This window comes from Acinetobacter cumulans (assembly GCF_003024525.3).
In the GTDB taxonomy this organism is placed as follows: Bacteria; Pseudomonadota; Gammaproteobacteria; order Pseudomonadales; family Moraxellaceae; genus Acinetobacter; species Acinetobacter cumulans.
This window is the reverse complement of sequence record NZ_CP035936.1, coordinates 83,990-96,265: the sequence shown is the minus strand read 5'-3', so window position 1 is coordinate 96,265 and position 12,276 is coordinate 83,990. Positions and strand designations below refer to the sequence as shown.

Below are 12,276 nucleotides of genomic sequence, written 5' to 3'. Positions count from 1 at the left end.
TTAATAAAAATTAGATTGATATGAAAAAAATAGAATTAATAAAGCTGAGCGTTCATATATAAACATCGGCTATGATAGATACAACTTTTAATAACTTTTTACAACACTGACATTTGGGAGAACCCATGGAAATCGTATGTCTAGATCTTGAGGGCGTGTTAGTTCCAGAAATTTGGATTAACTTTGCAAAAAAAACAGGGATTAAGGAGCTTGAGGCGACCACACGTGATATCCCAGACTACGATGTGCTAATGACACAACGTTTAAACATTCTTAAACAACATGGTTTAGGTTTAAACGACATTCAAGCGGTTATTGCAGATATGGGGCCATTTGAAGGTGCGAAAGAGTTTGTAGAATGGGTGCGTACGCATTTTCAACTCATTATTCTTTCTGACACATTCTATGAATTTGCTCATCCATTAATGAAACAATTGGGATGGCCAACGATTTTCTGTCATAAATTAGAAACTGACGAAAATGGCATGATCACTGCGTATAAACTGCGTCAGCCTGATCAAAAACGTAAAGCAGTACAAGCATTACATGGTTTGAACTTCCGTGTGATTGCGGCTGGTGACTCTTATAATGATACGACGATGCTAGGCGAAGCAGACAAAGGTTTCTTGTTTGATGCACCTGCAAACGTTATTGCAGAATTCCCGCAATTCCCACCAATTCATGGTTATGCAGCATTAAAACAAGCGATTCGTGAAGCATCGGTACGTGATATTCCTGAATAATCAAATGTGATTGTGAATTTAGCAATCAATAAGAGAAGGGCGCCAATGGCGCCCTTTCTTGTTTAATCCTAATTTGTAACGCCAATTAGAAGCGGTAACCGATTTTCAAGCTATAACCGATTGCATCATTGTCTTTAAAGTTGGCAGAATATTCATCTGAACCAAATACACTCGCAACTTGTGATTTAGCATCGCCGAGCATAAAGTATTTAACGCCAGCTTGAATAAAGCTTTGTGGTGTTGGGCTGAATTGGCCGCCTAAACCTACACTCCAATAGCCATCTGTTGGTCCAAGTGTTGAAACAGGATTACCTGCACCAGAATCCCAACCCACCATGACTGTACCAGCCCATTGGTCATTAAATTTACGACCTACACCCACATTTGCAGAAATTTGGTCTTTATCGTATGCGATTAAATCAAAACCAGTTGGTTTTCCTGTGCTTCCTGCAATAGTCGATATTTGAGTTGCTTCACCAAATTGATGAGGTCGAATACTGAAATTAGACCAGTCCACCCAACGTAACTGAGCAAATGCGACAGTATTTGCCATGATACCGCTTTGTAAATCAATATTTACAGACTGCGGTGTGGTGATATCTGTTTTTCCATTAGTTCGTTTTGCAGGCTTATACAAACTTAGGTTAAGTAATCCGCCAAATTCTTCTGTCGCATTAACTGAGTGGTCGATTTCTGAACGATAAGTTACGGATGCTTTTAATGCAATTTCTGGAATTTGATATGCAATACCCGCTAGCCAACCCGCAGCGCTGTTTTCTTTAATCGTTGCGCCATAGCCACTGAAGAGTGAATATTCGCTACCTGCAAGTTTAATATTGCCTTTTACAGTTTGATAAACTGCACCACCATAAATATTCCAGTTTTCAGTGGGTTGATAACCAGCGATCAAAGATAAATTCTGTGATTTAACTTCAACTTTAGTGCCTTCGGTTGCACTATTAAAGGCACCACTTGAATTACTACAGCCTTTACTTGCAGAAGGAGTAGAGCAATACCCTGACACTTTGTATTCTGCATCTGCACCAAATGGTTGGTCATAAATTAAACCAGCAGAAAAATGTTCATTAATTTGAAATTTTAAGGCTGCATTAGGGAAGTAATAACTGTTCGCCATATCACCTAATGGTGTGTTTTTAAGCTGACCAGTTGCATCTTCCTTCATAGTTCCAGAAACATCAGCATCTAATACTGAAATACCAGCTTCAAAATAATTCCCTGGCTGTAAAAAAGCTTGGATGGATTGCCCTGAACGATCCATTGCTGCAGCAAAAACACTTGATGCTGGTAGACTTGCTCAAATTATTGCGCTCGTTAATTTTTTTAAATTCATTTTACTATCCAAGTATAAATAAACGCTTCATTGCTTTAAAAAATATGAGAAATCATTTTAATTTTACTCATACCTTATAGGCGAAAAATACCATAAATATAAAAAGAGTAAAGACTCTAAATTTAATATTTGGTCAAAAAATAGATTTTTATATTTGGTTTTTTGGTGCTTTTACTCTAAAAAATATCACTAACATTATGAAAATACATACTATATTTATAAGATTAAACGCTATAGTCAATTGGGTAAAAAACATCAATTCTTAAGCATTAAAAAAAATAATATGTGAAATATGTCTCATTTATATTTTAAAAAAATAGGGTAATACATTTTATTTTTAGAGTTTTTGTAATTTTTTAAAGGGTTGTTGGGGGTATAAAAATTATTGATTTAAATATTAGGTGTAGTGGGGAAGTGGAATTTTAACAATGTAATCTAAATAGCGAAGAAAGTATTAAATTAAAACTATTAAGATATTTTAATAGATAGAGCGATTTAAATAGGTAGGATTTATTATTTTGATAAATGAATAAGTCCGTAAATTTGGAATTGTTAATGGCTGCTGTTTTTAATATAAAAGTAAGTTTGTTAATAATATTGGTGTTTATATTAGAGAAAAAGTGGAAAGCTGTGCAATTTTAGACGTGCATATAAAGATTATTTTACTGTGCTACTATCATTTGATGAGCTCAATTTAAGCAGATTAAAATATGATTAAGTATTGATTAAAATATGGAACGAATGAATTGTTTAGTCGTTCTAATAATCAATATATAAAAAAGAATAGCCCAATCATTTGATTGGGCTATATTTAATCAATACGAATTAGAAGCGGTAACCGATTTTTAGACCGTATGCGATAGCATTGTTATCTGAAAAGCTACCTACATTTGGTGTAGTACCTGTTTTAGCTGTTGCATCACCTAGCCACATATATCGAATGCCAGCTTGAATGAAATAGTTTTCTTCAGGGCTATATTGACCACCTAAACCTACACCCCAATACCCTTCGGTTGGTCCAAGTGTGGTTACAGGATTGCCAGCGCCTGTGTCATAGCTTACAAGTGCTGAACCTGACCATTTTTCATTAAACTTACGACCTACACCAACATTCGCAGACCATTGATCTTTCGAGTAATCAAGAAGGTTTGCACCGCCAGAAGCTGTTTGTAAGTGTTTTGGAGTAATAGCAAATTGGCTCCATTCAACCCATCGAATATTAGCAAAGGCAATTGTATTAGCTGCAATACCAGTTTGAAGGTCAAGATTGACAGACTGAGGGGTTGTTGCATTGATTGGATTTGTAACCGTATTTAGACCTGTAAGCAATGATTTTTCTTTTGATGTAGCTTCATGCTCTATTTCTGAACGATAGGTTAATGCTGCTTTTAGTGCAATATCTGGAATTGAGTATGCGAAGCCTGCAACCCATCCCCATGCCTCTTGTGTGTCTATGTCAAGATTATAATTTAAGCCACCATACACTTTACCACGTAAGCGTACATTTGCTTCCACTGTTTGCCATGCTGGACCAGCATAGATATTCCAGTTTTCATTTGGTTGATAACCAATAAGAGCTGTAATATTTTCTGTTTTAACAGTTACAGCAGTACCTTCGTTATTTTGCTCAAAAATTTGATTTTCAATGCTGTATTGTGCATCTGCACCAAAAGGTTGGTCATATAATAAACCGAGCGAAATTTTATCTGTTAGTTGTACTTTTACTGCTGCACTAGGGAAGTAGTAGTCTTCCGCCATATCTGAGACATTACTTTTAAGAAAATTATCTTGCCCTTTAACGGTTGGGTCGATAACTGTAATCCCAGCTTCAGCATAATTTCCATTTTGCAAAAAGGCAGAAATAGATTGACCAGAGCGATCTAAACCAGCAGCAAAGATTGATGATGTTGGTAAAGCCGTGAGTAAAATAGCAAGGCTAAGGCGATTTAGTTTCATACATTTCCCTGTTTGTAACTTTTCATAGAAGTTCAATGAGGGAAAAGTAACACATAAAAAAAATGAGTAAATACTCAGATTTGCTCTAAAAATGAACTTATGCATGCATAGAAAAGGGTTGTCTAGAGTAAAAATACTATTTATGTGAACTTATCTAAATGATTTTGAATAAAAAAATAGAGTAATTATTTTAATTTTTAGCGTATGGAGGGTGGTGAACTGTTTGCTTATAGTTTGATCAATTAGAAGTTAAACGACTGCAGCGTACTGCAGTCGTTTAAAAATAGAAGATGAATTAGAAGCGGTAACCCATTTTTAGGCCGTATGCCCAAGCATTGTTGTCTTCAAATTTAGCAACTTGTGCTTTTTCAGCATTACCAGGGATTGAGTAAGCACCTGAACGAGCAGTTGCATCGCCTAACCAGAAGTATTTTATACCACCCGCAATGAAGTAATTAGGTGCAGGGCTGAATTGAAGGCCTAGACCAATATTCCAATAACCTTCTGTTGGGCCAAGTGTAGACACAGGATTGCCTGCACCCGTGTCATAACCTACAGATACGTTACCCGCCCACTGTTCATTGACTTTACGGCCTACGCCTACAGTTGCACTATATTGGTCGTCTGAGTAGTCAACTAAGTTGAAGCCTTTAGTATAAAGATTATTTGTAGCTTGAGCAGAAGCTAGTTTAGACGCTGTGTCAAATTTATAAGGGCGAATTGAAAAGTCTTTCCAATTTACCCAGCGCAAATTAGCAAATGCGACTGTATTAGCCATGATACCAGTTTGGAAATCTAAGTTTACAGATTGCGGTGTTGTAATGTCAGTGTTGCCATTTGGTGCCACATTTAAACCAGCAAATGCAGAAGTTGCGGCAAAGGTTTCATCACTTGCTACTTTGTGATCAATTTCAGAGCGGTACGTAACAGATGCTTTTAATGCGATATCTGGAATTTGGTAAGCAGCACCTGCTAACCAGCCTACAGCGCCATCTTCTTTCATTGTGGCATTATAAGCACCAAAAGCTGTTTTTCCGTTGTAGGCAAGACCACGTAGCTGTAGGTGACCTTTTACAGTTTGGTAAACAGGGCCTGCATAAAAGTTAAAGTTTTCAGTTGGCTGATAGCCAAAAATCATTGAAATATTTTGAGTTTTTACATCCACTGTTGTTGCTTCGCCATTGCCACCATGGAATAAACCTTCACCTGTTGCAGATAAAGGTGCATCAGTTGTAGCATAAGTTGCTGAAGCGCCGAAAGGTTGGTCGTAAATTAAACCAAAAGAAATATTATCAGTTAACTGTAGTTTAAGTGCGGCATTCGGGAAATAATAATCATCAGCCATATCTGCAATGCCAGATCCATTGGCAATTGCTTTACCTGAAACAGTTGGGTCAAGTACAGAAATACCTGCTTCGAAATAGTTGCCAGGTTGTAAAAAAGCTGAGATTGATTGGCCAGAACGGTCTAATGCTGCTGCAAATGCGCCCGCAGTTGGTAGTGTTGCAAGTAGTACTGCTGTAGATAGCGTTTTCAATTTCATTCTTCATCTTTCCTTGAGGTGAAAATTCGTTCGGTTACTGCATTTTTATAAGTGACGATTGTTATATTTTATGGAGGATTTTCCTGCTTTTATGTTGCCTGGCTGTTTACTCCATGTCACAAAAATAGCACAAATTAAATAAGAGTAAATGCTCTAGAAATAAAAAAACGAATAAATTGTGATCTATTAGAGTTAATATTCTAAAAATTTAAAAAATGGTTAAATTAAGCTATTGTTCTATAATAAATAAATAAGCTGTTTGAAAAATTATTTTTTATTTAATTAGTTGAAATATTAAGTTTTTTTATTGTGTTGCATGTCACATAAATATAGGCTGATGTATTGTTTAGTGTGTATATGATGATGTTGAAAGGAAAGACCATCATGATGTGTCAGCTGATTTAATTGAAAATTTTGTTCTTTTAACTTCACTTTGAGCTGAATTACATAGCGCTATGTATTGTGTGCCTTGTGCTGAAATAAATATAACAGGGGCTTTATTGAAGCTTTAATGCAAATTAATTTTTGGATGTATTTATGATTCTTAAAATAACGCATTGATCACATTTGAGTGAGATAGCTTCAAATGATTAGAACAAGAGGAAATGGTGCGCTCTGCGGGACTTGAACCCACGCCGGTCGCTTAGGAGGCAACTGCTCTATCCAGTTAAGCTAAGAGCGCAAGTGCGGCTTAATTTACTCTAATTTGAGATAAAAAAAAAGTTATTGCCGAAACAATAACTTTTTATTTTAAAGCAACGCTGTAATTTATGCTTTTGATTTATTAAGTGATTTAAATAAACCAAACATAACCAGAATCCAAACTGGAATCATGTATACAGACTCTTTAAATCCTTGAGTCCACATAATGTAAAGAATGGTCGCAATGAACAACAAAACCACAAAGTTACTTACTGGTGCCCAAAGTGCAGGGAATTTTGTTTTCTCACCAATTTTTTTCATGTGTTGCATGAATTTGAAGTGAGTCAATGAAATCATTGCCCAGTTTAATACTAATGCACCTACCACGATGTAAATTAAGTGACCTAAAGCATCTTCTGGGACGAAGTAGTTTAAAAGTACGCATCCAAAAATAAGCAGTGCAGAGAACAACACGGCTGGAATTGGCACACCTTGACGGTTTACTTTTAAGAATACTTTGGGTGCATTTCCTTGTTGCGCTAAACCAAATAACATTCGGCTATTGGCATACATACCACTGTTATATACAGAAAGTGCCGCAGTTAAAATAATGAAATTAAGTAAATGCGCTGCCCAGTTAATGCCCAATTGACTGAAAATCATTACAAATGGACTTTTATCTAGACCACCTAAATCTAATTGATTCCATGGCACTAAAGACAAGAGAATTGTTAGAGAGCCGACATAGAAAATCAGAATTCGGAAAACCACTTGGTTGATGGCTTTAGGAATGGTTTTTTCTGGATTTTCTGCTTCTGCAGCGGCCATACCAATTAGTTCAATACCACCAAAGGCAAACATTAAGAATGCCAGCATGTAAAAGAGACCATCAAAACCATTCGGGAAGAATCCGCCATGACTCCATAAATTAGAGAATGACGCAGTAGAACCCGCATCTGCTGTCAAGAGCAGATACAAACCGAATAGAATCATCGAAACGACAGCAGTCACTTTGACAATTGATAGCCAAAATTCAGATTCACCATAAAACTTCACATTGCCGAGATTGACTAGAGTAATCACGATAAAAAAGAATAAAACTGAAGACCATGCAGGGATGTGAGGCCACCAATAATTAATATATTTAGCGACAGCAGTAAGTTCAGTCATGGCAACTAGGACATATAAAATCCAATAGTTCCAACCTGCTAAAAAGCCTGGAAATTTACCCCAGTATTTGTTTGCAAAATGACTGAAAGATCCCGCAACAGGTTCATGAACAATCATTTCCCCGAGTTGGCGCATAATTAAAAATGCGATCAGGCCGCCAATGGCATAACCTAAAATAATAGAGGGTCCTGCAGATTGAATGACCTGGGCTGAACCCAAGAATAGGCCTGTACCGATCGCTCCGCCCATCGCGATGAGCTGGATATGACGGTTTTTTAAGCCGCGCTGCAGTTGTGAAGATTCGTTATTCAAAGTACTCACCCGACAATGGAGTAAGTGAAAGATTGTAATAGATTGAGAAGAAATAGCCTAGTAGCTCAAAATCTATAAAAAATATTTATCAATCGAATTGAAATTATTTAATTTGATTTTTCATATTAAAAATATATGAATCAATATATTAATTTTATTTGTTTAGAAGTGGTTATTAGAAATGTATAAGATTTGAAAATACAAATGCTGTTTTTTTATACTTAAGTCATGAGTTAGATAAAAGATTGACAAAAAAAGGTATGATTCTGAGTGCTCAAATAACGCTATTTGACTCAACAAATGATAAATATGAAGGACTGAATAAAAATGAGTTATGCACCCCAAATCCGTATTCCTGCAACTTATATGCGTGGTGGTACCAGTAAAGGTGTATTTTTTAAGCAAGATGACTTGCCAGAAGCTGCACAACAAGCAGGATACGTTCGAGACCAAATTTTATTACGTGTGATTGGGAGTCCAGATCCATACGCTAAGCAAATTGATGGCATGGGGGGGGCAACTTCTAGTACCAGTAAAACGGTAATTTTATCTAAAAGTACACAACCAGATCATGATGTCGACTACTTATTTGGTCAGGTGGCTATTGATAAAGCCTTTGTTGATTGGAGTGGTAACTGTGGCAATTTAACAGCAGCAGTTGGAGCATTTGCCATTTCTAATGGTTTAGTTGACAGCACACGTATTCCAAAAGATGGGATCTGTACGGTGCGTATTTGGCAGTCCAATATTCAAAAAACCATTATTGCGCATGTCCCAATGCATGATGGTCAGGTACAAGAGTCTGGGGACTTTGAACTTGATGGTGTGACTTTTCCAGCAGCTGAAGTGCAAATCGAATTTTTAGACCCTGCAGATGATGGTGAAGACGGTGGTGCTATGTTCCCAACGGGCAATGTCGTTGACGAGTTTGAAGTTCCAGACATTGGCACTTTTGAAGCGACGTTTATTAATGCGGGCATTCCCACGATTTTTATGAAAGCTGAAGCATTAGGTTATATTGGGACTGAATTACAAGACGATATAAACAGCGATGCCAATGCACTGGCTAAATTTGAGAAAATCCGTGCGTATGGTGCCAAATTTATGGGCTTGATTCAGGATGTATCAGAAGCAGCACAACGTCAGCATACCCCAAAAATCGCTTTTGTTTCAGCGCCTAAAGCTTATGTATCTTCAAGCGGTAAACAGCTTGAAACTGGCGATACAGATTTATTGGTTCGTGCACTATCAATGGGTAAATTACACCATGCCATGATGGGAACAGCAGCTGTTGCCATTGGTACGGCAGCTGCTGTACCAGGAACTTTAGTGAATTTGGCAGCAGGCGGTGGTGAACGTGAGGCTGTACGCTTTGGACATCCTTCAGGCACACTCCGTGTGGGTGCTCAGGCCGAATTGGTCGAAGGGCAGTGGGTGGTGAAAAAAGCAGTAATGAGCCGTAGTGCTCGTGTATTAATGGAAGGTTGGGTACGTATTCCTGCGGAAACCATCGCTTAAGTTGAATCATTAATATTTTTTAATCTCTAAAAGCCCTTGTATGTTTCAAGTACAGGGGCTTTTTTAATGTAAACAAGCGTGGCAATAGTTTTTATTGTTCAGTTAGGCTTGGAATGAATTTGAAAAGCATAAGCTTATATAAAAATAAAGCGAGCTTTAGCGGTTAGCATATTGAGGTTTAATGATTTGAATCACACGCTTTGATGCGATCATGGACGGTTAAATGCTAATTTAGCTGCAAGAAACATCAAGTTGCATAGAGAATAGCCCTAGAAAGCAGTATGATGCTGGCAACCAGATGCGATGCTTTGGCGCGACGACGTGCTGAACAGCATTTTAAAATAAAAGCTTAATCAGGTAATCGAGGTGAATGTGTCAACCTTAACTGACATTTCTGTGCATCCACTTAGTGAAGCACAGCAGCGAATTCAGCAGGATTTGTTAACAGCCTTAGATGCTTTTGCAATTCCAGAGCCTTTAAAAAGTGCAGTCCATCATGCGGTGATGTTGGGTGGCAAGCGTGTACGTCCAGCACTATGTTATGCAACAGCAGCGATTCAGCCGAATGCCAATGCTGCAGCAGTACGTCGTGCTGCGGTTGCCATAGAATTTATCCATTGCTATTCCTTGGCACATGATGATTTGCCTTGTATGGACAATGACCTATTACGTCGTGGCCAACCGACATGTCACGTGGCTTATGGTGAAGATACTGCATTGCTCGCTGGTGATATTTTACAATCAATGGCCTTTGAGATTTTGGGAAGTCGTTTGTTTGATCAAGGTCCTGCAGTTGAAGCCAGTATTGTGTTAAAGCAAATGCAAATACTTGCAACAGCTTCATCTAAAATGGTGAATGGACAGGTGCTTGATTTACAGGCTGAAGGCAAACATGTCGATCAGCAAGCCTTGGAAAATATTCATACCAATAAAACAGGTGCACTTATTTCTGCGGCAGTTTTGATGGCGGCAGTGACGATTTTTGAAGGCACAGATATTGCCATTCCAAAGTTACGTGAATTTGCTCAAGCCATTGGTTTAGCCTTTCAAGTGCAGGACGATATTTTAGATATTACTTCAGACACAGCAATATTAGGTAAAACCGCTGGTAAAGATCAGCAAGTGGATAAATCGACTTATCCTGCATTGATGGGGCTTGAAGCGGCACAGACTTACGCATTGGAGTTGCATCATCAAGCAATGAATGCCTTGGCGCATTTTGATGAATCGCAAGTTACTGAACTGACCAACATTACGCAGTTTTTACTGACACGTAAAGCATAGGTCTGTATATCTAGTATGTAAAACTGATAGTTGAACAGCAATAAAAAAGAGGACATGGCGTCCTCTTTTTTATTGCACTACTTCAAGACTGTATTTATACGCTGTCTTTATAAAGCTGATCGGCTTGTTCAAAACGATCTGTGACATCTTTAGATGGAGCTTTGCCCATTAAGCTCACCACAACAATTGCGATTAATGAACAAATGAAGCCTGGAACAATTTCGTATAGGCCTGTATCACCCCATACATTTTTCCATACAATGACCATGACAGCACCCACAACCATGCCTGCAAGCGCGCCATTTAAGGTCATGCGTTTCCAGAACAGTGACAAAATAATTAGCGGGCCGAAAGCTGCACCAAAACCTGCCCAAGCGTATGCAACTAAACCTAAGACTTTAGATTCAGGATTACCTGCCATATAAATAGCCAATAGGGCAATTGCCAGTACCATCAAGCGACCTACCCAAACCAGTTCTTTTTGAGAAGCATTTTTGCGCAGGAAGGCTTTATAAAAGTCTTCAGTTAAAGTACTTGAACATACTAAAAGCTGGCAACTTAAAGTACTCATCACAGCGGCTAAAATGGCTGCCAATACAATACCAGCAACCCAAGGGTTAAACAGAATTTTAGTGAGTTCCATAAATACTGTTTCAGGGTTGGCATTGACCACCGCAGCCAATTCAGGATGCTGTTGGAAATAAGCAATACCAAAGAAACCTGCTGCAACAGCACCACCTAGGCATAAAATCATCCAAGTCATGCCGATACGGCGTGCATTTGGAATCGATTTTACAGAGTCGGTAGCCATGAAACGGACAAGAATATGCGGTTGACCAAAATAGCCTAAGCCCCAAGCCAATAATGAAATAATGGCAACAAAACTTAAATTACCCAAGACATCTGTTGCATGTGGGTGTGCAGCATCCAGTGCAATACTAATTTGGCTCAAGTCTGAGAATGATAAAATTACAACCAATGGCGTGAGCAAGAGGGCAAAAATCATCAGCCCCGCTTGAATGGTGTCGGTCCAGCTCACCGCAAGGAAACCACCAATAAATACATAACTGATGGTTGCAACAGCGCTAATCCATAAGGCCGTGCTATAAGAAATACCAAACATGCTTTCAAATAATCGAGCACCTGCCACCATGCCTGAAGCACAGTAAATAGCGAAGAAAATTAAAATGATAAAGGCCGAAACAATGCGCAAAATCTTCTTTTGGTCATTAAAGCGATTAGAGAAGTAATCTGGCAAGGTGAGGGCATTGTGTTGAACTTCTGTATGCACACGCAAGCGACCAGCCACTAAAAGCCAATTCAGCCAAGCACCAATAATGAGGCCAATGGCAATCCACATTTCAGATAGGCCAGAAAGATAGATAGCGCCGGGTAGGCCCATGAGTAACCAACCACTCATGTCTGATGCACCCGCAGATAGCGCTGTGACAAAACTGCCTAAACGACGGCCACCTAAAATATAATCTGAGAAGTTGCTGGTCGCACGATAAGCCATCAGGCCAATCGCAATCATGGCGACAATATAAAAAAGAAACGTGATTAAGGTGGGGTCGAGGGAGCTCATACGATATCCGTTTTTTGAGTTGCGTAGTGCTTGGGAGGATGAAATAACAATAGGTAATTTCACAAGTCAAAAAGCTGTTGCTTGTGATGAACCCATATAAATAATTTCAAAAATAATGTGAAATTTAACCATAAATTAACGAAACATACAGAAATTTATAGTCAGAAATAAA

The 12,276-nt window shown here is 38.3% G+C and carries 7 protein-coding genes, 1 tRNA gene and 1 pseudogene; 3 read left to right on the top strand and 6 right to left on the bottom strand.

Annotated features, from left to right (window positions below):
- The first annotated feature begins 125 nt into the window (after positions 1-125).
- On the top strand, positions 126-743 hold the full coding sequence (gene thrH, locus C9E88_RS16855; RefSeq protein WP_106984455.1) for a bifunctional phosphoserine phosphatase/homoserine phosphotransferase ThrH: 618 nt from the start codon (positions 126-128) through the stop codon (positions 741-743).
- An 85-nt stretch (positions 744-828) separates the two neighbouring features.
- Here the strand turns inward: thrH and C9E88_RS16850 are convergent.
- From C9E88_RS16850 to C9E88_RS16830, 5 genes and pseudogenes are all read right to left on the bottom strand, one after another.
- Positions 829-2,094, bottom strand: a pseudogene (locus C9E88_RS16850) (OmpP1/FadL family transporter).
- Positions 2,095-2,919: 825 nt separating this feature from the next.
- On the bottom strand, positions 2,920-4,050 hold the full coding sequence (locus C9E88_RS16845; protein WP_106984456.1) for an OmpP1/FadL family transporter: 1,131 nt from the start codon (positions 4,048-4,050) through the stop codon (positions 2,920-2,922).
- A gap of 295 nt (positions 4,051-4,345) precedes the next feature.
- A complete protein-coding gene (locus tag C9E88_RS16840; RefSeq protein WP_106984457.1) occupies positions 4,346-5,593 on the bottom strand; it encodes an OmpP1/FadL family transporter in 1,248 nt (415 codons plus the stop codon).
- Between the two features lie 606 nt (positions 5,594-6,199).
- A tRNA-Arg gene (locus C9E88_RS16835) sits at positions 6,200-6,275 on the bottom strand.
- An 86-nt stretch (positions 6,276-6,361) separates the two neighbouring features.
- Positions 6,362-7,717, bottom strand: coding sequence for an amino acid permease (locus tag C9E88_RS16830; protein WP_106984458.1), 1,356 nt, complete (start codon positions 7,715-7,717; stop codon positions 6,362-6,364).
- A gap of 327 nt (positions 7,718-8,044) precedes the next feature.
- Here C9E88_RS16830 and prpF point away from each other — a divergent pair, with 327 nt between their 5' ends.
- Positions 8,045-9,235, top strand: coding sequence for a 2-methylaconitate cis-trans isomerase PrpF (prpF, locus tag C9E88_RS16825; protein WP_106984459.1), 1,191 nt, complete (start codon positions 8,045-8,047; stop codon positions 9,233-9,235).
- Between the two features lie 372 nt (positions 9,236-9,607).
- Positions 9,608-10,519 carry a polyprenyl synthetase family protein gene (locus tag C9E88_RS16820; RefSeq protein WP_106984554.1) on the top strand — a complete coding sequence of 304 codons (912 nt, stop codon included), beginning with the start codon at positions 9,608-9,610 and terminating at the stop codon, positions 10,517-10,519.
- 94 nt (positions 10,520-10,613) lie between these two features.
- On the opposite strand, the gene putP is transcribed toward C9E88_RS16820, so the two are convergent.
- Complete coding sequence (gene putP / locus C9E88_RS16815) at positions 10,614-12,104, bottom strand: sodium/proline symporter PutP (protein ID WP_106984460.1); 1,491 nt, start codon at positions 12,102-12,104, stop codon at positions 10,614-10,616.
- Positions 12,105-12,276: the final 172 nt, after the last annotated feature.

What these genes read in the sequence shown, in the direction of transcription:
- C9E88_RS16840 (WP_106984457.1), bottom strand. Translation starts at nt 5,593, where the DNA reads ATGAAATTGAAAACGCTATCTACAGCAGTACTACTTGCAACACTACCA.
- prpF (WP_106984459.1), top strand. Translation starts at nt 8,045, where the DNA reads ATGAGTTATGCACCCCAAATCCGTATTCCTGCAACTTATATGCGTGGT.
- thrH (WP_106984455.1), top strand. Translation starts at nt 126, where the DNA reads ATGGAAATCGTATGTCTAGATCTTGAGGGCGTGTTAGTTCCAGAAATT.
- putP (WP_106984460.1), bottom strand. Translation starts at nt 12,104, where the DNA reads ATGAGCTCCCTCGACCCCACCTTAATCACGTTTCTTTTTTATATTGTC.
- C9E88_RS16845 (WP_106984456.1), bottom strand. Translation starts at nt 4,050, where the DNA reads ATGAAACTAAATCGCCTTAGCCTTGCTATTTTACTCACGGCTTTACCA.